Origin of the sequence: Iodobacter violaceini (assembly GCF_011601265.1) — a bacterium.
GTDB lineage: Bacteria > Pseudomonadota > Gammaproteobacteria > Burkholderiales > Chitinibacteraceae > Iodobacter > Iodobacter violaceini.
The window spans coordinates 155,001-181,321 of sequence record NZ_JAAOLX010000001.1 but is presented as its reverse complement, the minus strand read 5'-3'; the positions used below and the strand labels follow the sequence as shown (position 1 = coordinate 181,321).

General features: G+C 48.7%; 24 protein-coding genes and 1 tRNA gene. 10 read left to right on the top strand and 15 right to left on the bottom strand.

The window, feature by feature from the left end; all coding sequences use genetic code 11:
- Positions 1-191: 191 nt before the first annotated feature.
- Entirely contained in the window at positions 192-713 is a 522-nt protein-coding gene (locus tag HA050_RS00800) for a flavodoxin family protein (protein WP_166820856.1), read from the bottom strand.
- Between the two features lie 74 nt (positions 714-787).
- On the opposite strand from HA050_RS00800, the gene soxR reads away from it, so the two are divergent.
- Positions 788-1,255, top strand: a complete 468-nt coding sequence (soxR, locus tag HA050_RS00795; protein WP_166820854.1) for a redox-sensitive transcriptional activator SoxR — start codon at positions 788-790, stop codon at positions 1,253-1,255.
- Between the two features lie 148 nt (positions 1,256-1,403).
- Here the strand turns inward: soxR and yiaY are convergent, their stop codons facing one another.
- A complete protein-coding gene (yiaY, locus tag HA050_RS00790) occupies positions 1,404-2,555 on the bottom strand; it encodes an L-threonine dehydrogenase (RefSeq protein ID WP_166820851.1) in 1,152 nt (383 codons plus the stop codon).
- A 204-nt stretch (positions 2,556-2,759) separates the two neighbouring features.
- Between yiaY and HA050_RS00785 the strand changes: the two genes are divergently transcribed.
- A complete protein-coding gene (locus tag HA050_RS00785; RefSeq protein WP_166820849.1) occupies positions 2,760-4,760 on the top strand; it encodes an LTA synthase family protein in 2,001 nt (666 codons plus the stop codon).
- Between the two features lie 409 nt (positions 4,761-5,169).
- Here the strand turns inward: HA050_RS00785 and HA050_RS00780 are convergent, their stop codons facing one another.
- Positions 5,170-5,670: a hypothetical protein gene (locus HA050_RS00780; protein WP_166820847.1), complete on the bottom strand. Its 501-nt coding sequence runs from the start codon at positions 5,668-5,670 to the stop codon at positions 5,170-5,172.
- A gap of 276 nt (positions 5,671-5,946) precedes the next feature.
- On the opposite strand from HA050_RS00780, the gene HA050_RS00775 reads away from it, so the two are divergent.
- The 3 genes from HA050_RS00775 (at position 5,947) to HA050_RS00765 (ending at position 7,869) form a co-directional block, all read left to right on the top strand.
- Positions 5,947-6,031, top strand: a tRNA-Leu gene (locus HA050_RS00775).
- 105 nt (positions 6,032-6,136) lie between these two features.
- Positions 6,137-7,210 carry a histidinol-phosphate transaminase gene (hisC, locus tag HA050_RS00770; protein WP_166820844.1) on the top strand — a complete coding sequence of 358 codons (1,074 nt, stop codon included), beginning with the start codon at positions 6,137-6,139 and terminating at the stop codon, positions 7,208-7,210.
- Between the two features lie 80 nt (positions 7,211-7,290).
- Entirely contained in the window at positions 7,291-7,869 is a 579-nt protein-coding gene (locus HA050_RS00765; RefSeq protein ID WP_166820842.1) for a hypothetical protein, read from the top strand.
- A gap of 147 nt (positions 7,870-8,016) precedes the next feature.
- Here the strand turns inward: HA050_RS00765 and HA050_RS00760 are convergent, their stop codons facing one another.
- From HA050_RS00760 to HA050_RS00750, 3 genes are all read right to left on the bottom strand, one after another.
- Complete coding sequence (locus HA050_RS00760; RefSeq protein ID WP_165928586.1) at positions 8,017-8,154, bottom strand: hypothetical protein; 138 nt, start codon at positions 8,152-8,154, stop codon at positions 8,017-8,019.
- 299 nt (positions 8,155-8,453) lie between these two features.
- Positions 8,454-10,355: a molecular chaperone HtpG gene (htpG, locus tag HA050_RS00755; protein ID WP_166820840.1), complete on the bottom strand. Its 1,902-nt coding sequence runs from the start codon at positions 10,353-10,355 to the stop codon at positions 8,454-8,456.
- Between the two features lie 127 nt (positions 10,356-10,482).
- Positions 10,483-10,809 carry a hypothetical protein gene (locus HA050_RS00750; protein WP_166820837.1) on the bottom strand — a complete coding sequence of 109 codons (327 nt, stop codon included), beginning with the start codon at positions 10,807-10,809 and terminating at the stop codon, positions 10,483-10,485.
- Positions 10,810-10,871: 62 nt separating this feature from the next.
- Between HA050_RS00750 and HA050_RS00745 the strand changes: the two genes are divergently transcribed.
- The 3 genes from HA050_RS00745 (at position 10,872) to HA050_RS00735 (ending at position 13,345) form a co-directional block, all read left to right on the top strand.
- A complete protein-coding gene (locus HA050_RS00745; RefSeq protein WP_166820836.1) occupies positions 10,872-11,684 on the top strand; it encodes an alpha/beta hydrolase in 813 nt (270 codons plus the stop codon).
- A gap of 126 nt (positions 11,685-11,810) precedes the next feature.
- A complete protein-coding gene (gene msrB / locus HA050_RS00740) occupies positions 11,811-12,215 on the top strand; it encodes a peptide-methionine (R)-S-oxide reductase MsrB (protein WP_166820834.1) in 405 nt (134 codons plus the stop codon).
- 86 nt (positions 12,216-12,301) lie between these two features.
- Complete coding sequence (locus tag HA050_RS00735) at positions 12,302-13,345, top strand: FUSC family protein (RefSeq protein WP_166820831.1); 1,044 nt, start codon at positions 12,302-12,304, stop codon at positions 13,343-13,345.
- Between the two features lie 171 nt (positions 13,346-13,516).
- Here HA050_RS00735 and tsgA read toward each other — a convergent pair whose 3' ends face one another.
- From tsgA to HA050_RS00720, 3 genes are all read right to left on the bottom strand, one after another.
- On the bottom strand, positions 13,517-14,713 hold the full coding sequence (gene tsgA, locus HA050_RS00730; protein WP_166820829.1) for an MFS transporter TsgA: 1,197 nt from the start codon (positions 14,711-14,713) through the stop codon (positions 13,517-13,519).
- A gap of 2 nt (positions 14,714-14,715) precedes the next feature.
- Complete coding sequence (locus tag HA050_RS00725) at positions 14,716-15,546, bottom strand: purine-nucleoside phosphorylase (RefSeq protein ID WP_166820826.1); 831 nt, start codon at positions 15,544-15,546, stop codon at positions 14,716-14,718.
- A gap of 722 nt (positions 15,547-16,268) precedes the next feature.
- Positions 16,269-17,582, bottom strand: a complete 1,314-nt coding sequence (locus HA050_RS00720; RefSeq protein ID WP_166820823.1) for a Na+/H+ antiporter family protein — start codon at positions 17,580-17,582, stop codon at positions 16,269-16,271.
- A 226-nt stretch (positions 17,583-17,808) separates the two neighbouring features.
- On the opposite strand from HA050_RS00720, the gene HA050_RS00715 reads away from it, so the two are divergent.
- Both HA050_RS00715 and HA050_RS00710 read left to right on the top strand, forming a co-directional pair.
- Positions 17,809-19,272, top strand: coding sequence for an amino acid permease (locus HA050_RS00715; RefSeq protein ID WP_166820820.1), 1,464 nt, complete (start codon positions 17,809-17,811; stop codon positions 19,270-19,272).
- Positions 19,273-19,596: 324 nt separating this feature from the next.
- Positions 19,597-21,210, top strand: coding sequence for a methyl-accepting chemotaxis protein (locus HA050_RS00710; RefSeq protein ID WP_166820817.1), 1,614 nt, complete (start codon positions 19,597-19,599; stop codon positions 21,208-21,210).
- A 77-nt stretch (positions 21,211-21,287) separates the two neighbouring features.
- On the opposite strand, the gene HA050_RS00705 is transcribed toward HA050_RS00710, so the two are convergent.
- The 6 genes from HA050_RS00705 to HA050_RS00680 all read right to left on the bottom strand — a co-directional run bounded on the left by HA050_RS00705 (position 21,288) and on the right by HA050_RS00680 (position 25,949).
- Positions 21,288-22,028: a substrate-binding periplasmic protein gene (locus tag HA050_RS00705; RefSeq protein ID WP_166820814.1), complete on the bottom strand. Its 741-nt coding sequence runs from the start codon at positions 22,026-22,028 to the stop codon at positions 21,288-21,290.
- A gap of 198 nt (positions 22,029-22,226) precedes the next feature.
- On the bottom strand, positions 22,227-22,637 hold the full coding sequence (locus HA050_RS00700; RefSeq protein WP_166820811.1) for a hypothetical protein: 411 nt from the start codon (positions 22,635-22,637) through the stop codon (positions 22,227-22,229).
- A gap of 76 nt (positions 22,638-22,713) precedes the next feature.
- Entirely contained in the window at positions 22,714-23,364 is a 651-nt protein-coding gene (locus tag HA050_RS00695) for a hypothetical protein (protein WP_166820808.1), read from the bottom strand.
- A gap of 57 nt (positions 23,365-23,421) precedes the next feature.
- Positions 23,422-23,880 carry an MOSC domain-containing protein gene (locus HA050_RS00690; RefSeq protein ID WP_166820805.1) on the bottom strand — a complete coding sequence of 153 codons (459 nt, stop codon included), beginning with the start codon at positions 23,878-23,880 and terminating at the stop codon, positions 23,422-23,424.
- Positions 23,881-24,056: 176 nt separating this feature from the next.
- Positions 24,057-25,250, bottom strand: coding sequence for a DUF4272 domain-containing protein (locus HA050_RS00685; protein WP_166820802.1), 1,194 nt, complete (start codon positions 25,248-25,250; stop codon positions 24,057-24,059).
- Positions 25,251-25,391: 141 nt separating this feature from the next.
- Positions 25,392-25,949, bottom strand: coding sequence for a hypothetical protein (locus HA050_RS00680; RefSeq protein WP_166820799.1), 558 nt, complete (start codon positions 25,947-25,949; stop codon positions 25,392-25,394).
- Positions 25,950-26,321 lie beyond the last annotated feature (372 nt).

The window sequence follows — 26,321 nt, the reverse complement described above, 5'->3', positions numbered from 1 at the left end:
AAGGTGAGCTGGAAGGTGCTTGGAATGCTTGAGATCAAGCTGCTATTTAAAATAAGCGGCTCAACCAATGACTTCAGTGCGAATCGTGGTAATGAGCAGTATGGAATAAGTAGATCAGCCCAATGTTTTATGATTTGAGCTGATCGAGCTTTAGCGAAAGTGTTGCAATGCATTAATCAATGAACTTATTATTATTTTTTACTTGTGGGTTTTGATAATTTAAGTTGCTGGATGAAATGACTTATTATTGATGTTTTATGTTGTTGGGGGTCTTTATTGCAAGGGCAATACAGCATGCCTAAATAGTTGATATGAAGATGTTGGAATGTGAGCCGGAAAATATCTTCAAAGCATTGAGGTGCTATTTTATCATTGCCTGTTGAAATGATGGCTGCGCTTTTGTTTTTTAGCTGACGACCTATGCTTTGCTCTATGGTAATTAGGTCAGTTAAGCGATCCATGAATATTTTCATTATGCTACTTGGTGAGTACCAATAAATTGGAGTGGCTAAAATAAAGCGATCAAAAGTGATGATTTCTCTCACAAGAGGCAAAAAATCATCAGCTATATTTTTATGCTCATAATCATAATGGCTGATGTTGTAATCTGCCAAGTTAAAGATAACGCATTCAGTATGGTTCGCTATTTGCAGGGCTAGTTGATGAGTATTGCCATGATTACGAGCGGAACCAAGAATAATTGCAGTCGCCATTTTAAATATCCTACTATTGTTTTTGAATAGATGGCAGTGTAAAACCTCAAGTTAACTTTAGGTCAAGGGGGCGTATGAAAAAAAATTGCTTAGATGATTTGCCTCGTCAACTCACCGTTGGTGAAGTGGCAGAGCGAAGTGGGGTGGCTATTTCAACTATTCATTTTTATGAAGCGAAAGGTCTGATAAAAAGCACACGCAGCAAAGGAAATCAGAGGCGTTATTCGCGCGATATTTTACGGCGCATTGCCTTTATTAAGGTTGCACAGAAAGTTGGGATTTCACTTTCATCAATAAAATTAGCATTGATGGATTTGCCAGGTGAGCGAACTCCATCAGGGGGTGATTGGGGGGAGCTTTCTGCGCGTTGGAGGAATGAGTTGGATGAAAAAATAGCAATGCTAACAAGTCTAAGAAACCAGCTTAGTGATTGTATTGGTTGTGGCTGTTTATCCCTGTCAATCTGTAAATTACGAAATCCAATGGATGAGTTATCTTTGAATGGTAGCGGAGCTCAGCGATTACTGGACAAGCAGCCTTAAAAAATACGCTAATATGTAAGCTATCTTTTAACTGAAGCTTTATTTAAATAGCAGAAATAAAGCTTATTGATATCAAAACGCCGCAAGCAAATCGTCTTTGCATGCGGCGTTATCTATTGATTTAAGCCGAATCTATTGCGCTTACGTTTTACATTGCTGCTTTATAAATCGCAGTAATTTCTTCTGCCGTGGCCTGAATCGGGTTGGTAAAGCCGCATGCGTCTTTCAGTGCATTCGCAGTGAGGGTTGGGAAGTCGGCTTCTTTTACACCCAGCTCGATCAGGCCAACCGGGATGCCTATGTCGGCGGCAAGCTGGCGGATGGCAGAGAGGCAGGCTTCGGCGGCGGCTTCGTCAGATAAGAAGCGTACATCGCAACCCATGGCGTGGGCGACTTCACCCAGGCGTTTGGCGGCGATGCGGGAGTTGAATTTCTGTACATGCGGCAGCAGCACGGCATTGCATACGCCGTGTGGCAGATCGTAAAAACCGCCTAATTGGTGGGCCATCGCATGCACATAGCCAAGCGATGCATTATTAAAGGCCATCCCGGCTAAAAACTGTGCGTAAGCCATTTGCTCGCGGGCGTGTAAGTTGTGGCCATCATTGACGGCGTGGCGCAGATTTTCGCTGATTAAAGTCACTGCTTTCAGCGCGCAGGCATCGGTAATGGGGGTGGCGATGGTGGAGACATAGGCCTCAATGGCGTGGGTGAGCGCATCCATGCCGGTGGCTGCAGTCAGGTCTTTAGGCTTATCCAGCATCATTTCCGGATCATTTACCGACAGAACAGGCGTGGTGTGTTTGTCTACAATCGCCATTTTTACATGACGTGATTCGTCAGTAATAATACAGAAGCGGGTCATTTCACTGGCTGTACCGGCTGTGGTGTTGATTGCAACCAGGGGCAGCTGGGGTTTTTTAGATTGATTAAGCCCTTCGTAATCAGCGATATTGCCGCCATTGCTGGCGCAAAGTGCAATGCCTTTGGCGCAATCATGCGGTGAGCCGCCACCCAGCGAAATCACAAAATCACATTCATTGTCTTTGAGTAATTTTAAGCCTGCTTCCACATTGCCGATGGTAGGGTTGGGCTGAGCGCCGTCAAATACCACCGACACCACGCCATGCTGTCCAAGCAGCTCGGATACTTTCGCTACCATGCCAATTTTATTGAGCACGGCGTCGGTCACGATCAGTGCTTTTTTAAAGCCGTAGGATTGAATAGTGCTTGCTGCGTCTTTAAGACAGCCAGCGCCCATCAGATTTACTGCTGGAATAAAGAATGCGGTAGTAGTCATGGCGGATCTGCCTGCAGGTCAAAATTTGAGCTTAACCATTCTGGATATTGCAGGTTTTGTGTCAGATCAAAGAAAGACGGGCTCTGCGTGGCTATTTGTGCGGCTGGAATAATACCCAAATACATTTTCTATACAGTTGCGGCGAAAACTGACTAAAAGCATGGGGTAGAATCGCGGTTCCGGAAAATAAACCCCATACAGCCCATGCGCATCCCTCGCTTATTTCGCTTTACACTTGTCTATTTGCTGGCCTTTATTGCTCTTGGGATACTGATCCGTCTGGGCTTTGCTACGGCATTTGGCAATAAAGCAGATCCTTTGCCCGGCCGTTTACTGGCGGAATCTATATTGCTGGGTGCGCGCTTTGATTTGCGCCTGGGGCTTTTAAGCCTTGCACCGATGCTGCTGCTTGGCGGTTTTAAACTCACCACGCCATTTAAAGAAGGGCTGGCAAAGCGGCTGTGGCTGGTGTGGTTTGCGCTGGTGTTTGCTGTGCTGATTTTTAGCCATATGGTCGATTTTGCCCATTACTCCTATCTGGGCGTTAAGCTTTCTGCCAGTGTGCTTAATTTCTTATACAACCTGGATGAATCGGCCGGCATGGTTTGGTCGACATATCCGGTGGGCAAGCTAACGCTGGTCTGGGTTTTGTCTGTGGCTTTGCTGACATGGGGTGTGGCGGGCCTGATGCGCCGGGTTTCGCGCTTTGCGGGCTGGGAAGCGGGCAAGTGGAAAACCAGCTTGCTGGTGCTGGTGTCTCTGCTGGCCACTTTGCTGGGTATACATGGTAAGTTTTCGCAATACCCGCTGCGCTGGAGCGATGCTTATTACACAACCAACAGTTTTGCAGCCGCTGTAGCGCTGAACCCTGCTTTAAATTTTTACGACACCATGTCGTATACCAAAGACACCTATTCAATTGATGATGTGCGAGCCGCATACCCTGCGGTTGCTGCATATTTAGGGGTGGATCATCCCGATGCTAAAACGCTGAATTTTGAGCGCCATATTCAGCCTAAGCCCACTGCATTTAAGGGGCAGCCTAATGTAGTGATGGTTTACCTGGAATCGTTCTCCGGCTACAAAACCAGCCTGTATGGTAACCCGCTGGATACCACGCCATTTTTTACCCAAATGGCGAAAGAAAGCATCTGGTTTGATCATCTCTATACCCCGCACTTTGGTACGGCACGCGGTATTTTTGCGGGCTTATCGGGTATTCCGGATGTGGATTTAAGAGATACCTCCAGCCGTAATCCGGCCGCTGTAAATCAAAATGTATTAATTAATGCCTTTAAAGGCTATGAGAAAGATTATTTTATTGGCGGCAGCACGACCTGGGCCAATGTGCGCGGTGTGCTGACCAAAAATATTGACGGGCTGAAGATTCACGAAGAGGGCAGCTATAGTGCCCCGCGTAATGATGTGTGGGGAATTTCGGATAAAAATCTGTTTTATGAAGCAAATAAAGTATTCCGGGAGAAAAAATCACCATTCTTTGCTGTGATCCAAACTTCTGGCAATCATCGCCCCTATACCATTCCGGCAGAAGACACTGATTTTAAATTAAAAAATCCAAGTGTCGCCGAATTGCATGCCAATGGCTTTGCTGCGGTGGATGAATATAATTCATTCCGCTATATGGATTACTGCATAGAGAAATTTATGCAAACGGCAAGGAAAGAAGCCTATTTTGATAATACCGTGTTTGTGTTCTTTGGCGATCACGGTATTCGCGCTATGGGTCACGATGTAGGCCCGAATGTGCCGCGTGCGTTTCAGGATTTAAAACTATCCTCGGTGCACACGCCTTTTATTCTTTACGCGCCTAAGCTATTAAAGCCTGCCCGTTACGACAAAACCGCCTCGCAAATTGATATTCTGCCGACCATCGCAGGCCTGTTTAATTTGTCTTATATAAACAAAGGCATGGGTCGCGATTTGCTTGATCCGCGCTTTGATGCTTCCCGCTTTGCCTTCACGATTTACCCCGATGAAGGCGGCGAGATTGGTATCCTGGATAAAGACTGGTATTACATTATGCAAGTGGGCAAAAAAAGTGGCGGCTTGTTTGATATGAAATCCAATACCCCTTCGGCAGATAAAGCCAGCGAGCATCCGGATATTGCCGCCAGAATGAAGCAGCAATTAAGGGATTACTACACGGTGTCGGACTATATGCTGACGCATAGCGGGGGGAAGTAATAACAAACCTAAATTCTGAACCGCGGAGAACAAGGCTTGAGATCAAGTTTTGAGTGTTTTAGTAGTTTAGTATTTTCAAAACCAGCAATTTTTATCGCTGCTGATGGCACTGGGCTTTTTAAAGTCCCCTTGAAACACGCCGGAGCGAGGAATAAGCGGGGCGGGGGATCGCTTGGGAGCGAGCCAATCCCGCCCGCCGCCGGCCCGATTGGACCGCAGCAGGAGCTTTCGTGCTTTTGAGGTTGCGGCTTGGCTTCGTTTCTTGGCCGTTCAAGAAAGGAAGCCCCCGCGGTGGCTACCGCTCCAAAATCAATGTGCCGAAGGCACTAAAAAGATGATCGCTGAGTAACCTCAGCAGCTAATAAAAACGCCACCTTATCAAGGTGGCGTTTTTATTGGCTGGCGTAAATTACGCTGCTTCAATCAATAATTCGATTTCCACATTTTCATCAGAATACTGAATCTGTGCGAGCAATACGGCATCGACCATATTGGCGAAGTTTCTTAATACAATCGAGCGGGCCAGTGCCGGGCCCATGCAGCGGCGAAACTCGGGTACATAGGCTAATGCGCCCACATTATCATCCAGCAGCGCTTGTTCGTTATCGCTGATGATGTCTTTGATTTCCTTGCGAATGTCTTTTACCTCTTTAAACAGCTCGCTGGATACTTCGCATAATGTGGCAAATTGCAGGGTGATATGGCCTGTGCTGCTTTTGCTGAAGGCACGTCCCAGGGTTTTAGAGACCTGACTTAATTCCTGAATTTCAAGAGCGCTGAGCTGCAGCCATTCAGGATAGCGCTCTTTGATGCTGATAATGGCCTGGCGAATGCCATCATTCTGGCGCAGGCTTTCAGGCAGCTGGCTGCATGCCTGGGCGATCAGGGTGTAGGTCTTTACTTGACTCATATTATGACTCCTCATTTTTATTAATATCTGTAGAGCAGGGCTGGCAGTAAAACCTTATAGAAGTAAGGCGGAATACTTATACCAGCTCTCATTCTAATGATAAGCATCAGCAGATAGAAATGATAAATTCAAACATCGCAGCTCTGTTTGATGAGATTTGCAAAAAGTCAGCCGAATCGGTTTTTTTTAATGTTTCTTTAGCTTAGGTATAGACAGGGGTAAATTTTTATACTATTATGCGTCCCTCTCTGCTTCTGACGAAGCAAGTATTTGAATGCCGACATGGTGAAATTGGTAGACACGCTATCTTGAGGGGGTAGTGACTTAGGTCGTGAGAGTTCGAGTCTCTCTGTCGGCACCAAAAAACAGAATATAAAAACGCCAGATTCTTACAAAAGAGTCTGGCGTTTTTGCATTTGCGCGCCAGCTGATAAGATAGGGGCCCGATCCCTTACGAGTCTGAGATATGAGCCAATTCTGGAGCCCGCTGGTTGGAACGCTTACTCCCTATGTGCCGGGAGAGCAGCCCAAGCTGAGCAATCTCATTAAACTCAATACCAATGAAAATCCATACGGCCCATCGCCCAAAGTCTTGCAAGCCATGCAGGGCGAGCTGGGCGATACCCTGCGCCTGTATCCGGATCCGAATGGTGATCATTTAAAAGCCGCCATTGCCGCATATCATGGTGTGGATAAATCGCAGGTGTTTTTGGGTAATGGCTCGGATGAAGTGCTGGCCCATGCTTTTGCGGCGCTGTTAAAGCATGATGCACCGCTGCTGTTTCCTGATATCAGCTACAGTTTTTATCCGGTTTACTGTGGTCTGTATGGTATTGATTATCGCCTTGTGCCGCTGACGGCTGATTTTGCGATCAATATCGACGATTATGATCAGCCATGCGGCGCGATTATCTTCCCCAATCCTAATGCCCCCACAGCTAAATTGCTCCCAGTGAAAGCTGTGGAAACTTTATTGCAGCGCCATCCGCAGCAAGTGGTTTTGGTCGATGAGGCGTATATCGATTTTGGCGGGGTGAGTGCAATTTCTCTGGTGAATCGCTATCCCAATCTGTTAGTGGTGCAAACGTTGTCTAAATCACGCTCTTTGGCCGGTTTACGCGTGGGCTTTGCGATTGGCCATGCAGATTTAATTGAGGCGCTGGAGCGGGTTAAAAATAGCTTTAACTCATATCCGCTGGATAAGGCTGCCTTAGCGGGGGCGGCGGCTTCTTTTGCAGATGAGGCGTATTTTCAAAAGACTTGCCAGGCCATTATTGCGACGCGCGAGCATTTAAGCCAGGCAATGGGGCAGATGGGCTTTGAAGTCTTGCCTTCAGCCGCTAATTTTATTTTTGCCCGTCACCCGGATTACGATGCGGCGCAGCTGGCGGCCGCTTTGCGTGAGCGATCGATTATCGTGCGGCATTTTAAGCAGCCGCGTATCGATCAGTTTTTACGTATCAGCATAGGTACAGATAAAGAATGTGCGGCGCTGATAGAAGCCTTACATGAGTTGCTGTCTTTATCTGTAGCGCGATGAAGTCAGGCCAATATTCTGGGCAAGCATGGCGGTTTAAATCTATAAATTGAGTGTTCTGCCATTCTTTGGTGATACTTAAAATGATTGAGCTTCCTGCTGGTGGTTCTGCCGCACGTAATCCGGATCTGGATTGGAGTCAGGTGCGTGAAACAATGCTGATGCTGGGTATTGCGGTGGCGCAAGTAAAGCATGCTGTAGCAGAAAGCAATGCATCACTGAATGCATTGGCATTTTCTTTTGCCGATACCCATGACCGGATTGAATCTTTACGCAACGATTTATTGGCGCAGGCTTCATCCTTGCCGGCCGAGCTTGATTTAGACAGCAAAATTGCAGAAATTGGTCAGCGTAATATGCAGGCCGTGATTGCCTTTCAGTTTTATGATCGTTTATCACAGCGTCTGGATCATGTATGCGGCACGATCAGCGGGCTGGCCGAGCTGGTCTCTGATCGCAACCGGCTCTACGTTCCTTCAGAGTGGATGGGGTTACAAGATCGGATTCGCTCGCAGTATTCGATGGAGCAAGAGAAAAAATTATTCGACGATATTTTAAATGGTATGGATATTCGTCAGGCTTTGTCTTTAGCGGCCAGCATGGTGCCGGTGGCCAGTGAAGAAAGCAAAGGGCCGGAGTCGGGGGATATTGAGTTGTTTTAATGGATTTAAATTTGCGATAAAAATGGCCGCTTTGAGAGAGCGGCCCTTTTTTTGTGTACGTATTATTGATGCCGCATCGTTTGCGATATCAATATGGAGCAAGCTCAGGCTGTGCTTTGCCGGCCCTTAAGAGATATACGCCGGTATTTATTTCTTTTTTGCTTCATTTATTTGTGCGCTGGCCTGTGCTGCGGCATTGCCAAAAGTAGTGACGGGTGTAGTGGCTACTTTTTCTTTCTTTGGTTTTTTAGTTTCGCGATTACTGCGTACCTGACCCTTAGCCATGATATTTATTCCTGCTGTTATGCCATGTGGCGAAGCCAGCCTACGCGATATTGGGGGGTAAGAGTAAAAGTATTGTCCGGATGTGATTAATAAGGGCGAAGGCCTTGCTTTATTAAAGCAGGAGAGTGTTGCGCGGGTGTAAAAAAGGCCAGCGTAAAGCTGGCCCTTTTTGAAAATAACACGGGTGCGTGAACACAGTGACTCGGCAGCAGAAGAATTAAAAATCATTTTCTGGCGTTGATCTGTGTGCTCAGCTGTTCAATATTCAGCCTGGCGCAAGCGCTTATTTTCCGCTGATTTTAAGCCGCTACCGACATCATCAGGCTGTTTAAACGCTTCACAAAGGTCGCTGGGTCATCCAGCTGTGCGCCTTCTGCCAGCTGAGCCTGATTGAACAAGAGTTCTGTCCAGTCGTCAAAGCGCTCGCCTTCCAGCTCGGCTTTTAGTTTTTTCACCAGCATGTGCTCCGGGTTGATTTCCAGAATCGGCTTGCTGCCTTTGACATCTTGCCCTGCAGATTTTAAGAGGCGCTCAAGGTTGGCGCTCATATCCTGGTTTTCTACCACGATGCAGGCCGGGCTGTCGGTCAGGCGGTTGGTGACGCGTACGTCTTTCACTTTGTCACCCAATACCGCTTTAACTTTATCCAGTACGTCTTTCAGCTCGCTGGCGGCCGCTTCCTGCTGCTGTTTCTCTTCTTCGTTTTCGAAGTTGGACAGATCCAGCTCACCTTTAGTCACCGATTGCAGTTTTTTGCCGTCAAATTCGGTTAAGCCAGAGATCATCCATTCGTCAACGCGCTCGCTCATCAGCAACACTTCGATGCCTTTCTTGCGGAAGACTTCCAGGTGCGGGCTGTTTTTAGCTGCAGCAAAGCTGTCGGCAGTAATAAAGTAGATCTTGTCCTGGCCTTCTTTCATGCGGCTCACATAGGCGGCAAGGCTGACATTCTGATCTGCAGAATCAGTGTGCGATGAGGCAAAGCGCAGCAGGCCGGCAATGCGGTCTTTATTGGCAAAGTCTTCAGCCACGCCTTCTTTCATTACACGGCCAAATTGTTCCCAGAAAGTCACATACTTAGCTTGTTCGGCTGCATCGTCAGAATTAGCCATGGATTCAAGCAAGCCCAGCACTTTTTTCACGCAGCCTTGCTTAATCTGCTCGATGTCTTTGCTGTGTTGCAGAATTTCACGGCTTACATTCAGCGGTAAGTTGCTGCTGTCGATCAGGCCGCGCACAAAGCGCAGGTATTGAGGCAACAACTTTTCTGCGTCTTCCATGATAAATACGCGGCGCACATAGAGCTTGATGCCATGGCGGCGTTCACGGTCGTGCATATCAAACGGAGCACGTTTTGGGATGTACAGCAGTTCAGTGTATTCCTGCTTGCCTTCAACACGGGCATGGCTCCATGCCAGAGGTGCTTCAAAATCGTGCGATACATGTTTGTAGAATTCGGTGTATTGCTCGTCGCTGATTTCTGATTTTGGACGCGCCCACAGTGCGGAAGCCTGGTTTACCGCCTCTACGCCCTCTGCCGGGGTGACATTGCCTTCATCATCGTAGCCCGCTGTTTTGGGCATAAAGATAGGCAGGGTGATGTGGTCGGAATACTTGCGGATAATCGAGCGCAGGCTCCAGTCCGACAGATATTCGTCTTCGCCTTCTTTGAGGTGAAGTACGATCTCGGTACCACGGCCTTCTTTAGCCACTTCTTCCAGGGTGAATTCGCCATCACCCGCGGACTCCCATTGGGTAGCCGTGGTTTCACCGGCGCGGCGTGATGTCAGGGTGACTTTATCGGCCACGATAAAGGCTGAGTAGAAGCCCACACCAAACTGGCCAATCAGATTGGCATCTTTCTGAGCATCGCCAGAGAGCTTGCCAAAAAACTCTTTAGTGCCAGAGCGGGCAATCGTACCGATGTTTTTCACGACTTCGTCACGGCTCATACCGATACCGTTGTCGCTTAATGTCAGAGTACGTGCTTCTTTATCAAAGGAAAGGCTGATCTTTAACTCGCTGTCTTCCCCGTATAAGCTTGCATCGTTTAATGCTTCAAAGCGCAGCTTATCGCAAGCGTCGGATGCATTAGAGATCAGCTCACGCAGGAAAATCTCTTTATTAGAGTAAAGAGAGTGGATCATCAGCTGTAGAAGCTGTTTAACTTCGGTTTGGAAGCCCAGTGTTTCTTTTGCCATTGAAGTGCTCTGCTTAATAAGTTGAACAAGGATATGTTGATAAATGGGGCCAGCTGGCCGCTGTTCAAGTCCGCAGGGTGCTAAATTTCAACATTGCACTGTGATGGCCCGGCCTTATTTTGCCGGATTAAATTAAACCGTCGTTTGGCGATAAGATACTGGTACTCTGTGGCAGGCTTTGCCTTAAATTACGTCTGGCCAGAATCTTGGTTTGTGCTTCAGCAGGAAGATCAGTCAGTAATAGTAAGTTTTTACGAATTAACGCATCAATGACGTCTTCAATAACCCGGATTAAATCGCTGTCTAATGAATGGAATAATTCGGTGTTGGCAGGGGCCCCTATAAAACTCACCAATTCTGGTGCGTTTTGCGGAACAAACTCGCTGGCTGCTGTATTGGCATCGCGAAAAATTGCGCTGATCTGGCCGTTCAAATCACGTGTGATGTAGGGCATTGTGGATCCTTAATAATGATGAGCTGCGTATTTAGTTTAAGCGGGCTGGGAAAAAAGTATATATGAGCGGTTATAAACTTGAGATTTTAAAGGCTGACGCAGTAAAGAAGCGAAAGAATGCTCCGCCCTTACTGATGATTCATGGTGCTTACGCAGGCTCCTGGTGCTGGGAGCGTTATTTCCTGCCGTATTTTACAGAAGCAGGCTGGGATGTCATTGCGCCCAGCTTACGCGGCCATGCGGGCAGCATGGGCAGAGAGAAGCTCGATCACTTTGGCATTGATGATTATGTAAAAGATATTTTGCTGATGATTGCTGAGATGCCAGAGCCGCCGGTGCTGATTGGGCACTCGATGGGAGGCCTTGTAGCACAGCGGGTGGCGAGGCAGGCAAAGCTGGCAGGTATGGTGCTGCTGGCCAGCGTTGCGCCTTATGGTGTTGCCGCTTCTTTTGCCCATCTTGTGGCTTCGCAGCCGGGTTTATTGTGGAATCTGGGCCAGTTTCAGTGGCATGGTGCGGCAGCAGCAGGCAACCCAAGCTTTGTGCGCGAGCTATTGTTTTCGTCTAAAACAGATCGGGAAATGGTGGATTACTTTGCCGCCCGTGCCCAGCCTGAATCAATGCTGGCCTTAACTGAAATGGCAATTCCTCATCTTTTTGCCGGTTTAAACTGCCCCCAATTGCCTTGCCTCGTGCTGGGGGCGGGCGCTGATCAGCTGATCCCGCCAAGCGACAGCCATGCTTGCGCCAGTGCCTGGCATACCAGGGCGATCATTATTGAAGATTGCGGCCACGCCATGATGGCGGATTTTCATAAAACGGAAGTAGCTAAAGAAATACAAAATTGGCTGGAGCTGACTTATCCGGAAGATTAAATTTGGTCAGCACTTACCCCCAAAGTTGGTTTTCTCTGTGTGCTGTTCAGCGGCCTTTGTGTCCGCAGAATTGTTTAGAAGATGTTTTGATTTAATGCTTAAACCAGACGTATTGGAGTTTTAAAGATGGGCGAAAAAGTAAAGAAAAGCGATGCAGAGTGGCGTGAGCAACTCAGCGCCGAAGCGTATCGGGTGGCCAGAGAAGGCGGCACCGAGCGGCCTTTTTCGGGTGAGCATTATCGCCAGACAGGCAGCGGCAAGTATCACTGCATTTGCTGTGACGCGGTGTTATTTGAATCCGAGCGCAAATTTGATGCGGGCTGCGGCTGGCCCAGTTTTTGGGCTGAGGCGGCAGGTGCAAATATCCTGCGGATCAGGGATGGCAGCCACGGCATGATTCGGGTGGAAGTGCGCTGCAGTCATTGTGATGCGCATCTGGGCCATGTTTTCCCGGATGGGCCTATGCCTACAGGCGAGCGCTATTGTATTAACTCGGTTGCGATTGAGTTTAAGCCGCATGGCAGCGATTAATGCCCGTGTTATTTTTACCTTCATCGTCAGTACAGCCTGAATCGTCTTAAGCAGTAAAATTCTCCCCCTTATTGAAAGGGTTATTTATGCAGACACAGCTGGTTCAGATGCTGGCGATTAAACCGCAGCAGGGTATTCCGTGGAGACGGGTGTTGCGGGTGATGATTGCGGTAGGCCTGCCCTTGGGCATTGCGCTGCTGCGGGGCGAGTTTTTACCGGCTGTATATGGTGCGGTAGCAGGTTTTTACACCATGTTTGTGGATAACGGTGGCAATACATCCGAGCGGATCACCGTGATGGTGTATATGACGGTAGGCATGCTGCTGGCGGGGATTGCAGGCGTTGCCGGGCACTATGTGCAGGGTGCGCCGCTGGCTTTTCTGCTGGCGTTTGCGATTTTTACCGGCTGGTTGCAGGGCGCCGGTAATTCCGTCGAAATGATGAGCAAATACTGGCTGATCGCTTTTTTGTTTGGTGACAGTGCTCCCTTGCTTTCACCTCTGGCGGGTACTTATTTATTGTTAGGCGGGGCTTCGGGCATTTTTGCCGTGCTGCTGGACCGGTTTATTTTCCGCTCGCCCGAGCCTAAAAACGGCCCCATGCTGTATGAAGCAATGAGCCGCCTTTTACGCCGTGATCATAATAATTCTATTTTTGCCTTCTATTTTGCTGCCAAAGTGGTACTGGCCTATCAAATTGGCTATGGACTGGGCTTGGAGCGCGCCTATTGGCTGCCGCTGACTGTGGTGCTGGTGACGGTTTACGATAATAAGCTGACGATTGATCGTATGGTGCAGCGTTTAATCGGCTCTATTATTGGTGCTTTACTGGGCTGGGCCGTATTGTATTTCTTTCAGGCCGAATGGCAACTGGCTGCGCTGGTGGTGATTCTGGCGGCGGTTACCCCGATTTGCCTGGAGCGCAATTACTGGCTGGCGGTCATTCCGATTACAGCACTGGTGATGGTCTTGCTTGATTTTGGGGGTGAGCACCATATGCTGGTGCGGGCGCGGGTCGAAAACACCATTCTTGCCTGCATCTTATCCGGCCTTGGGTCTTTGCTCTTTATTCGTTTGAAGCCTGATTACTTTAATAAGAAAGCAAAGAAAAGAATCAGGACAGAAGAGTAGTGTGTTGTTTAATTAAGCGGGCTTCATCAGGGCTGTAAGCGTTTGGCAAGCGGGTAAGATGGATGTGGCCCCTTCATTATGTGCAGCATACGCAGAGGCTTAGCAACTGGCAGCGCTAAAAAAACGCCCCATGATTTCTCATGGGGCGTTTTTTATGGGGTGAAGCGAAGCTTACAGGCCCAGCTTACCGTGCAGTTCTTCTGCTTTGCTGCAAGAGCCAGCCAGAATAATCCCGATCAGTGCGAATACATACACAATCACGGAAGAATTCAGCGCCCAGTGCAGGCCGTAGTTCGAGAAGATATACGCTGAAACAGAAGCAAAAATCAGTGTACCAACCGAACCGCAAGTCAGGATCGTAGAGATCAGGCTTGGTGGAGATACTTTAACTTGCAAGCTGCCGTAGCTGATCAGGCCAGAGTAAATACCTGAGTTAAAGAAGCCAAAGCACACCAGTGCAATGCCGATTACAGTGGCTTGTGGCACATTCGCAATCGTTGCAATGCTGGCTGTACCCACGATGGCCGAAGCAATCAGGAAGGTACGCAGTTGTACATAGCGCACAGTGTAGTGGTTTAGCCACAGGCCAGTGGCCTTAGAGCCCCAGTACAGCGTCACGTACAGTGCAGCGGTATCAACTGGCAGCTTCACTGCATCCTGCAGGTAAGTTGGCAGCCACATGGTGAATACCAGCTCGGCGTAAATAAACGCAAAGGCAGCGAAACACACGTAGTAAATGGCTTTGCCCCAAGGCTCTTTAACCGCAGTGCCGTCTTCCGATTTTACTTCACGCTCTACGGTTGGGAATTTCGCCTTAGCGATCAGCACAATCAAGAGTAATGAAATAGCCGACATCAGGAAGTACATCACCAGCCAGCTGGCGTTGTGCTTAAACAGATAGCCCAGAATCACCGGCAATACCACACCGGCAAAGCTGAAGAAGAAGTCAGTAAAAATCAGGCTGGATGAGCGGTCTTTAGGATCCGGATTAATCCGCACCACCAAATAACTACCCACGGCCATGGTGATACCGGCCGCAGCACCAATCATCAGCACAGTAAAACCAAACAGCGTGATCGATGGCACAACGGTCAGTACTACGGTTAGTGCGATGGTGACGGCAGAAGCAATGGCCAGCAGTGATTTGATGCTGTATTTCTGCATCAGCACACCACCTACCAGAATGGGCACAAACAAACCGAAATTCAGCAGGGTAAACATCTGGCCGATAAAGCCAGGGTCTTTATGAAATGCAGTTGATACCGGGCCAAGTACCAGGCCCAGTGTGGTGATTAAAGCGCCAGTAAAGAAATAGCACACGTAAGCGATCAGATTTAATCTGCGCTTGGAATCTTTTTGAACGTCCATGATTACAGAGCCACCACAATGTTTTTAACCCACTTAGAAAACTTCTCGGATACGCTGTTGGCCACATCCACCACGGCAGCGTGGTTGTGATGGGTTTTAGCGAGGCCCGTCGCCATATTGGTAATGCAGGAAATGCCCAGCACTTCCATACCAAAGTAATTAGCCATAATTACTTCGTAAACAGTTGACATGCCTACTGAATCTGCGCCATAGGATTGAACCATTTTGATTTCTGCGCGGGTTTCGTAAGTTGGGCCTGTCATTTTCACATAAGTGCCTTTCTTAGGCGCTACGCCAGATTCAGCCGCCAGCGATTCTGCCAGTGCAATCAGGCGTGGTGAATATGGTGCAGTTTGGTCTAAGAAACGCGGGCCACATGCATCGTCATTTTTGCCGATCAGCGGGTGGTTGCCTGTCAGGTTGATATGATCGTCAATGATCATGATGTCACCAGCAGTAAAGCTTGGGTTGCAGCCACCTGCCGCATTGCTGACGATCAGCTGTTTGATGCCCAGCTCTTTAAATACAGCAATCGGGAAAGTTACTTCTTGCGGGGTGTAGCCTTCGTAGTAATGGAAGCGGCCTTCCATAATCAGTACGTTTTTACCGTCTGCCACTTCAGCAATCGTCAGCTTGCCCTTGTGGCCAGCTACGGATGATTGTGGGAAGTGTGGAATATCGCCGTAAGAAATGCTTTCTAATACTTTAACGATTTTAGTGAAGTCGCCTAAACCAGAGCCCAGAATAACTGCTGTTTCCGGGATGGCATGGCTGAATGCTTTTTGCAGATGGGCTGCGGAAAGCCTGGCTTCTTCATGACGAACGTTATTCATGGTTGAAATCCTGTTGTTGTGTATTAATTATTTAGTGTGTTTTAAAAATGACTTGGTTTTTTTAAGCTCTTCAATGGTGTATTTGTAATCGATTGATTTAAAACCTGAGTTGTTTTAAATCAAGTCTGTCTGATTCAGATTGTACGGTATTTTGTTTGTTAAATGAACAGACAGATGAATGGTCGATTTTTTTGAAGGGGCGATTCTCTATTATCAGTAAACTGGCTGGCATAAGGTGAACTAATTACGCTGGCCGGTATGTAAAAAATTAATCCATACGATACAAAGGATTAGTCACATATTTTATCCGACGGACGTGGGTTTATTTCTTATGCTTATTGATGGTAATCAATGGTTTTTAAATGTTTTTGGCTCGGTTTTATTTGATGCCTGATTGTTTATTGTTTTAAATATTGATCAGTGATGGTGCCAGGTTCTTTAGGTGTATTTAATTTTCTTGAAAAAGTAGTATTACTACTTAATTGGGCTGTTTATATTGGGTATGCCGTATGTAATCAATAACATAGTGGCTATTTCAATATTTAACAGAGGGCGTATCTAAGGAAAATATGCCATTGCAGCTTTAATTGTTTTTCACTCAGAAAGGGGTGAATGAATGTTTAGCACATTACTGATCTGACAGATATTGCCTCTTGCTTTATCTTGCTGCCAAAAAACTTTTTGCACAGCATTGATCGGGCAAGAGGCATGATTGTGATGTTTTAAAGGCTCATTACCGCGACCCAGCCAAATGCGAGTACCGGCAAATTAAAGTGCAGGAAGGTGGGGACCACGGTATCCCACATATGATCATGCTGGCCGTCGATATTTAATCCCGCTGTTGGCCCCAGGGTGGAATCTGCAGCGGGCGATCCCGCATCTCCCAGCGCACCGGCCGTACCTATCAGGCAGACAATCGCTTCCGGGCTCAGCCCCAGTTTGACGGCCAGTGGCACGTAAATGGTGGCAAGAATGGGTACGGTAGAAAAAGAAGAGCCAATGCCCAGCGTAACAACCAAGCCCACCAGCAGCATTAAAAACACGGCCAGTGGCTTATTGCCACCGATATATTGCATGGAATGCTCAACCAGGCTGGTGACATCTCCGGTGGCTTTAAGTACTTCGGCAAAGCCGGATGCGGCAATCATAATCAGGCCAATCCCCGCCATCATTTTCATGCCTTCCGCAAAAATCCCATCCGCTTTATTGAGTGGCACGGCGCCGCCTGCTACGCAAATGACAAAACCGGCCAGTGCGCCAAACAGCATAGAATCGGCATAGAGCTGGGTGATAAACGTGCCCGCCATGGCCAGCCCCGCTACTGAAAGGCTGCGGCGGCTGTAGTGTACGTCTTCACGTTCTACAGCGGCGATGGCATCAATATTGTACTGGCGGGGTTTACGGTAGCTGATAAACACGGCGATCAGCAAACCCGTTACCATGCCCAGTGCAGGCAATGCCATGGCGTGCATAACATCCACGTGGCTGGCATCCAGGCCGGATTTTGCAATATTGCCGAGCAGAATCTGCTGCAGAAAAATCTCACCAAAGCCCACAGGAAACACCATATAGGGGGTGACCAGACCAAAAGTCAGGATACAGGCCAGCAAACGACGATCCACTTTCAGCCGGGCTAAGGTATAGAGCAGGGGGGGAACTACCAGCGGAATAAAGGCAATATGAATAGGCAGAATATTTTGCGAAGCAATGGCAAGGCCAAGCAGCGCCAGAATAATCCCCCATTTTACTTTTGTGCCGGTACTGCTTTGCTGAGCCAGCCTGGCTAAGCCGTCTGCCATGGCATGCGGCAGGCCTGATTCGGCCAGCGCCAGTGCAAATGCGCCCAAAAGAGCGTAAGACAGAGCAATGCCTGCGCCGCCTCCCAGGCCAGAATTAAAAGCGCTCAGTGTCTGGGCAATATTCAGCCCGCCAACCAGGCCGCCAGCCATGGCGCTGACTAAAATGCTGATCACCACATTCACGCGGCTAAGAGAGAGTGCCAGCATCAGTGTGACGGCAATTAAGACGGCATTCATAAGTGGATTCGGCGGGGAAAAAAACCGGACTTTAACCCGCGATGGAAATTTTTGCTCAGGGAATTAAGGAACTTTCCGCAAAACGGTGTTATTCCCGATTGACTATTTATCTGTGTAAGAAATGTTTTTCTGGTGCTAACATCACGCGCCGCTGCCTATTGGGCGGATTTTTCTGCTGTATTTTGCAATGCTTTAAAGTGCTTTAATGCTAGAAAAGGAAGATGTAATGATTGGAGAAGATACAGGTCAGGGCCATGGCTTAAAGCGTAATTTACGCGCCCGCCATCTCACCATGATCGCCATCGGCGGATCGATTGGTACGGGGCTGTTTGTGGCTTCTGGTGCAACGGTTGCACAGGCAGGCCCGGGTGGTGCTTTGCTTGCCTACGCTGTTATCGGGCTGATGGTTTACTTTTTGATGACCAGCCTGGCGGAAATGGCCGCCTATATGCCGGTCTCCGGTTCTTTTTCTACTTATGGCGCTAAATTTGTTGAGCCAGGCTTTGGCTTTGCGCTGGGCTGGAACTATTGGTACAACTGGGCGGTGACGATTGCCGTTGAGCTGGCCGCCGCAAGTATGGTGATGAAGTTCTGGTTTCCCGACAGCCCCGGCATGCTCTGGAGTGCGATATTTCTGGCGATTATGTTTGCGCTGAACTTTATCTCGGTCAAGGGTTTTGGCGAGGCGGAATACTGGTTCTCCTTAATTAAAGTGGTGACGGTGATTGTGTTTATCGGCACCGGTCTCTTTATGGTGTTTGGCATCATGAAGGGCACGCATACGGTGGGGCTGGAAAACTTCACCCTGGGCGATGCACCCTTTGTAGGAGGATTCCCCGCCATGCTCGGGGTGGCGATGATTGCCGGGTTCTCTTTTCAGGGTACCGAGTTAATCGGTATTGCTGCGGGTGAATCGGCCAATCCGGAAAAAGATATTCCCCGCGCAATTAAGCAGGTGTTCTGGCGCATCCTGCTGTTTTATGTATTTGCCATTTTAATTATTGGCCTGTTGATTCCCTATACCGACCCTAATCTTTTAAAGGGCGATGTCTCTGATATTGGCGTGAGCCCCTTTACTCTGGTGTTTAAAAATGCCGGGATTGCCTTTGCCGCCAGCTTAATGAATACCGTGATTTTAACGGCCATTTTATCGGCAGGTAATTCAGGGATGTATGCATCCACACGCATGCTGTATTCCTTAGCGACCGAAGGCAAAGCACCTAAAATATTTGCACAATTATCCAAAAATGGTGTGCCAAGAAATGCGCTGTATGCCACCACCGTGGTGGGGATGCTGTGCTTTTTTGCCTCTATTTTTGGTGATAAAACAGTTTATCTGTGGCTGTTAAATACCTCGGGTATGACCGGCTTTATTGCATGGCTGGGTATTGCCATTTGCCATTACCGCTTTCGCAAAGGCTATATTGCCCAAGGCCGTGATTTAAGCGCGCTGCCTTATCGCTCCAGCTTTTATCCTCTGGGGCCGTTGTTTGCTTTTGCACTTTGTATGGTGATTATGCTGGGCCAGAATTATCAGGCTTTTATGGCCGGTAAAATTGATTGGGCCAGCGTTGCTGCAACGTATATTGGCATTCCGCTCTTTTTAGCCATCTGGTTTGCTTATAAATATAAGAATAAAAGCAAATTTGTATCGCTGTCTGCAATGGACTTAGACAGCCAGCGGGATTAAGCATAAGCCTCGCTCAGGAAAAATGCCCCAGTCTGTGATTGGGGCGTTTTTTTTAGCTCATTGCATCCGCCATTTTTTTTGTTTTCCCCTGTTATCGCCCAATATTTTATCGTGATAGCCGTGCAAATACGGGTTTGCTGCTGAGGCGGGAATGAACAAGCTGAAGGAATCAGCCCCTTCTTTTAATAAAGAGAATAAAACGCTTTAAGCAAGGCATACACCACGGCACGCAGTGTTAAATTAAATATCTTGCAGGGAAAGTCTGAAAAGCTAAGATTAGATTGTGAGGTGTATTTTTTAATCATTTACTCATTGGAAATAACCTTGAAAATTACTCACAGGCTTACTTTATTAGTGGCTACAACAGCCATATCCATCTTGCTTTTGATTACAGTCAGCTTTTTAAAGCTGAGTGCAATTAATGTGCTGGTCGAAGAGGTGGTGGCCAATGTGATGCCTTCTTTAGAAACGCTCAATGATGCCGAGCTGGCTTTTATGGCCGCCCGCCGCATGGAGTTAAGCCACATTATTGAAAGCGATCCTCAGCAAAAGCAGGCGCAGATCAATAAGATGCAAAGCTCGCTGGCAGAGGTCGACCGCCTTTTGCAAAGCTATGAAAAATTTACTGATGATGATACAGACCGGAAAAACCTGGCTGCAGCCGTGGCAGAGCTGGCCATTTTAAAGCCGCTGATTGCAGAGGGCGCTCGTTTTTCGCTGACCCTGCCGCCCGATGAAGCGCGCAGTTATATTTCTAAAAGTGTTACGCCGCAGGCTGAAAAATTTTCAGCGGCCTTAAGTACTGCAAAAGCGCATAACAGTGATTATTCCAAAGAAGCCAGCCGCGACGTTAAGGCTCAGATATCAAATGCCATAGCTTCCTCTTTAATGGTGGGCGGTGCCTTATTGTTTCTGGCTTTTGGCTTAGGAGTCTGGATTACCCTGGGAATTAAAAAACCGCTGCAGGATTTACGCCAGTTTTTAGTTGATTTAGGCACAAATTACGATTTCACCCGGCGCATGAAAGTTAGCGGGAACGATGAAATTGCCGAATCCTTAAATGCCTTAAACGGCCTGCTGGATACACTGCAAGGCAGCTTGCAGCAGCTGCACCGCATTGGCCGGGATGTCACGGGCACGGCGAGTGAGTTGTCTGAAAGCAGCCATGAGTTGTCTAAGGCGTCCCAGCATGTCAGTGGGGCCGCATCCAGCATGGCAGCGGGTGTTGAAGAGGTGACTGTCAGTATCGGCCTGGTTGCAGACCGGAGCAGCCAGTGTGACCGCACTGCGCGTGAGGCAGGCAGGATGGCCGCAAGTGGTGGTGATGTGATTGAAAGCACGATTCAGAGTATTCAGCAAATTGCTGCGGAAGTACGTGTTTCAGCCGGGCAAATTGAATCACTGAAAGAGCGCACTGCCAGCATTAACAGCGTTGTGAATGTGATTAAAGAGATTGCTGATCAGACTAATTTATTAGCGCTTAATGCGGCAATTGAAGCCGCGCGGGCAGGGGAGCAGGGCCGGGGCTTTGCGGTGGTTGCAGATGAAGTGCGCAAGCTTGCCGAGCGAACCAGCCTTTCAACGCGGGAAATTATTTCTACGGTGAGCGCGATTCAAAGTGAAGCGAATGCAACTGTTCTGAGCATGCAACAAGCAGTTAAACAAGTTGAGCATGGCGTGCAATGCGCTCAGGAAGCAAGCACGGCCATTGCCAGCATTCGTCAGAACGCCGATCAGGTGGTTGAGCAGGTCAGCGAAATCAGTGACTCTATGCGCGAGCAAAGCTCGGCCAGTAATATGATGGCGCAGCAGGTAGAGCAAGTGGCGCAGATGTCTGAGGAAAGCAGCTCGGTCGCCCAAAACACCGCCAACGAAAGTGCACGCCTGCGGCAGCTGAGCAGCGAGCTGGATGAGGCGATTGCTTATTATCGGGTGTAATGCAGTGGCTCAGGATTGGGCGTGTAAGATACCGCAGGGGGCTTGCAGCAGCCCCTGCTGTTTCACTTGCAAGCCGGTTACAAACCGCCTGCGGGTATCTTGATTTGCCTGATATATTCTTTCATGAAAGTATCAAAGTTGTGCTCGGCAAAAGCCTGCCGGGCAATTGCGTTGTAGCGGTCGCGCAGGCTCTCCTGACCTAAGGCAAATGCAGCGTAAAGCTTGATATGAGGGGTGGGCAAAGCAAGGATACGCACTGGCACATTGGCCCATTTGGCAAAATACAAGGCCGTGGCCGAGCTGGAAAAATACACGGCATCCAGCCGGCCGGATGCCAGTAACTTCATATTTGAGGATTCCCAATCCAGCATGGTGGCCTCGATGATTTTGATTTGCGGATGCTTTAAAAAATCAGGGTAAACGCCGTTAAGGCTCCAGCCAATGTTTAGCCCGTATAAATCGGATTGGGCATCTACCTTTTTTAAGGCGGATTTTTCCAGTACGACAATGGTTGGATCAAAAAGAATATAGGGCGTATCGGCGAAGAGCAAAAAACCTTCGCGCTCTTTTGTCCGTGCCAATAGCGGAATCATTTGTGCCGACTTACTTTTTAGCTCGGCAATCACTCTGGCAACATTGGCGGTTTTCCAGTGGGCCTCTACAGCCAGCTTGGGCAGGATAAACTGCTTGTAGTACTCAACCACACCCCCGCCCGGCTCCTGGCCTTCTTTAGTGATAATAAAGGGAGCCACGTTGAAAACAACAATATCCAGCCCGGATGCCCAGGCTGAGCATGACGCACTAATCAGCACAAGCATCAAAGAAATTCTAAGGACCATTTCCCTTATATATTTTTGCCCAGCGCCTGTTGCCATTGCTTACCCTAATCACAGATTATTTTTCGGCCATCTCAGCGGCTGCCGCAGTTTTATAAAAAATACGCACAAATGGCTAGTCCGCGACTAACAGGTATGGGGATTGGACCGTCTCGATGAAAAGCCCATTGGGTTGCGGGATTATGGATGCTTGCTTTCAATTGGCATACCGATATACATGTAGTAATCATAGCCAATGTGTATGAATGCGGCATGAGACTCGAGCTTGCACCAAAAATCTTCTCTCAGTAACGAGCGCAACACTGCTGGTGCTGCTTCAGCTTTTATATGACTCCCCTCCTGGGGTGCATTGGGATATTTACGGTGATTCTCAAGGCCCGTGACTGTGAGTTCGCTGATTCCAGCTTCGCTTAGAAATGCGGCTGCAGTATCAAGGTACGCTTGCTCAACGCGGAGATATTCCTCCCGGGTTAAACATACGCCGCCAAATGAGTTGCCAATGTCTGCGCGTGACGTCCATTCCTCTGCTGGGTAGGTGCCATCGGGATTTCTAAGTTTGGGGTTGTACTTTGTTACACGGTATTGGTGCATAGCGTTCAGTGTCGTCTGGTGTTGTAAGCAAGGATCGCTGCGTCCGAAATAAATGATCTTGACCCAGGTAGTGCTATCACCAGAGTTTCCACCACGGATTATTTTGCTCGTGGGAAGTACTAACTCCGATTTCAGAGGTTTCGTTTAGTGCAGCTTGTTCTTCAACAAAACCGACGTGAGCAAGATCATTGTTGCGGGTGGCATCATAGGCTGAAGAGAAGCCGGCCTGATCTCGCAGAAAAGTGAGTACCTCGCGAAGCCCGGGGGTTGAGTCTTCATATGGGATTAATGGCGCAACGGTATAGAGCATTGCTTCATCCCGGAAGTGGGGTGATTCCCGCTGAATGTCCTGGAGAATCTCTTCTCGTTCAATTCCGGCGGCTGCAAAACGACATAAAATTTCCAGTGCGTTGCCTTGAATCCAATCGTAATCACCAAATGCCACTGAACGCAGTTCAGGAAGGGCTGCCTTACCAAGGTGGAAGTAAATCTCGAAGATGGCAAATTGTTTGGCACTTAGCCAGGCTCCAAGCCCCGGGAACGCTTCCTTGTATTGAGGGGGCGGACACGGATCGCCATGATAGAGAGAGCATAACTGTGGAATTGCTTCTGCTCCCCAAAGCTCCGCGGCCTCCGCTGCCCGCTTTGTGAACTGCTCGCGGTCTCTGGATAGGGACGCGATTTCTTCTATAGTTTTAATTAATTCTGATGCAGGTGTGGGTAGCATTGTGATGCCTGAGTCTTGGATTTGCGGGCGCAGCCAGGCGCCCTGTTGAATAAATGCTTATGTATCAATTTTAATGCCATCCCCGCGCGTGATCTCTCCGCTGCTGAGCACGTCGGCCAGCAGGCCGCCGCGGTGAAGCCAGTGCTTTATTACCGCAGCAGAGCTAAGGGTTTCACTGCTCAGGCTGTTGCCCATCAGGCTGCATGGCTCGCACAGCTCAATGCCGCGCAGCCTTACATTGCCGATTGAGAATTCCACATTCACCAGCTCGTTTAACCTTACACCCCGGGTGATCAGATTGCGGCGTGTGACCGACAGATCTGCAGGGCGGGAGTGCTCAGTACAAAAACGCTCAATTTCTTCAGCCTCAGCCAGGGTGATATTTTGGCCGGGGTGCGTTCTTTTGCAAAAGTTACGGTCACCCTGAATGCCCTTTTGGCTTTGAACCGTGATCTGTTCACACTCTGCCTGAGCCGCGCCACGCTCCGGGCTGATGAAAATTCGTTCAACAATCATTGCTTTGCTCCTGGTGCAAAACATTTAGGTAAGCGGCGCGCAGCGAGCCAGATTAAGCAAAGTGACTGGCGTTACTACTTGTCTGCGGCAAGCGCATCTACCAGCATTCTGCTGACAATACCGGAAATATTGCTTAGTGAGAGCAATGGGGGGGCCTACAGATTTACGCTTAACTATCATGTGGAGAGATCAGTATCATTCCACGCAATGCCCGGTGACACCGCCCACGTCAGGGAGTGACGGCGCTCATGAATTGCTCCGCCGTCACGAACTGGATGCCACTCTTGTGGCACCGTGTCCTTTCCCGATTGAGCGCTCCTTACTGCGTTATGTGCGCAGTAATATAGATCCTCAAGCTGAGTGACTTCATCTATGGAGCGCACCGTGACTCCTGCCTGAAACCCGGAAACCGTTGCATCGAAGTCGGGTAGGAACTCGTAAAGCATGCTGTTGGTGATTTCCTGTGGTAGTTGTCCCTGGAAGAAAGGTGGAGGAGGTTCGAAGCCAAGAATCCAAGCGAGAGCCCACATGTTCTCAAGGTGCCACCCGATAATGCTGGCATGGGTGTCGTTTGCCTCTGTCCTTTGGAGGGACAGGATATCGTTCTCTTCTACTGTAAGGTGGTCGCGCAGCATGTTCCGGCTCACGAAGGCAAGGAGTCGTTCTGAAGATGTCACGTCTTCTGGTGCTGCAACCCAAAAGAATAGTGCTTCTAGTGCCAGTAACCGGGCGACAATCTCTTCCACAGGACGCAGCTTGTTTGTATGGTCTTCTGTACGATACAAAGGCAGCCACCGAGCACAAATGAAACCCCGTTCAGCAAGTTGAAGATAGTTGTTCTCGCGTTGGGACACACGGAGTGCATCGCCTTCGTTTATGTGGCCTGAATGGCGTAACTCCTCCGGATTCACAGAACGGATGGAGGGGGCTGGGAGCGAGTCGCTTATTTCAGACTGATTAGCCATTGGCCCGATGAGAAACGATCCGTCGGGTAGCAAAATGCTGCCGGCAACAAACATAAACCCGTCGAATTGCTTGATTAACTTCATCAACGAGGCAAACAACTGAGAGTCTGGTGATGCCGGATGAGGCAAAATCACGCCCACGGCTGCCTGTGTTAATTGGATCAGGCGCTGGGCCTCACTTCGTGCAACGCCGTTATCAGGCAATTGAGCGATGTATCCTCGAAACCCGCGGAGGTGTTCTGCAAGGTTTTCATGATTTAAATTCAGTCTTACGGTGCCTTCTCCGGATTCATATTCGAACCAAGTTGCGGAGCGGAACAGCCCACCGTTTGATTTTCCATTTGGAAATGCAGACTTGAGAGGCAGTTTTTCCAGTGGGAAGTAGAGCGCGCAGTCTTTAAACATGTGATTATCTTTCAATTATTATCAGGGTCGCTCGTTGCTATGCATTCAACTGTGGCAGCAAACGCAGAGTTAACCGGTACTTCGAGGCTTTATCGCCCAGCAAAAAAGGGTGTAAGGTTAAGTGCCACGTTGGGCGTTCGTTCACACATTGTTGTGCTGAAAGAAATTAGGAATATGACCTTCCCGGATTTTTCGTTCCCAAAGATCAAGCCAAATACCACCCATTTCCCAGAATTCCCGGCATTGGTTCAGATAGGCCAAAACTGGCTCAACATGACCTTCTTTCAGAAGGGCACGGGCGAGCTGCATTGTCGGCCCAAAAGAATTGAGCTGTGGTGAACCTGGCATTTTGCCTGACTCGTATAGCTCGTTGATCGCAGTGGCATTGTCCTTAGCATTGAGGGCGAGAAGACCAAGCACTGTGTGTCCGAGGTGAATGGCGTTGCCGTAGTTCCAGTTCACTTTAAAAGCCGAAGCCAGGACGAGCGCACGTTCGGCAAATTGTCTGGCATCGGCAAACTGTTCAAGATGGAACGCCGCTGCTGCAGCATAGGGCAGGTGAGTAAATGCGTCGGTGTCGTCTTGGGCTTTTGCTAGTTGTGCAAGCCTGGCTGGAGCGTTGTCGCGAGCGATCTGTCGGAATTCAGCTTCCATTTCGGCTGTGAACGGTATGTCCTCGGTTTCTTCTTCGTAGCTCATACATTTACCTGGAGATGCAAATATTGGTGTCCTGTATTGCGGTTTAGCCGCAGGCGTAATTTACGATTAAGGTCGGATAGTGAGCAGAGCGGTAAGCAAATAGGCTGGTACTGTGTGGCTGGCAACATGGTTCAGTGTGGATTGATAAATCCAGATGCCCTTCGGTGCAGCGGGATCAGGTATCAACGTACACTCCAATAGGCCCCTTCTGATTAGTCTGACATAACATATGTAGTCATATTACGCCAAATTGACCTGATATTTCTATGATTTGTGTGCTGTTAATTGGGCTTGCCCGGGTTACTTTCAGAGCTCTGGGTGGCTACAGGTTCTATTCTGTGAAATGAGCATTCGTTGATTCGTAATCGCCTG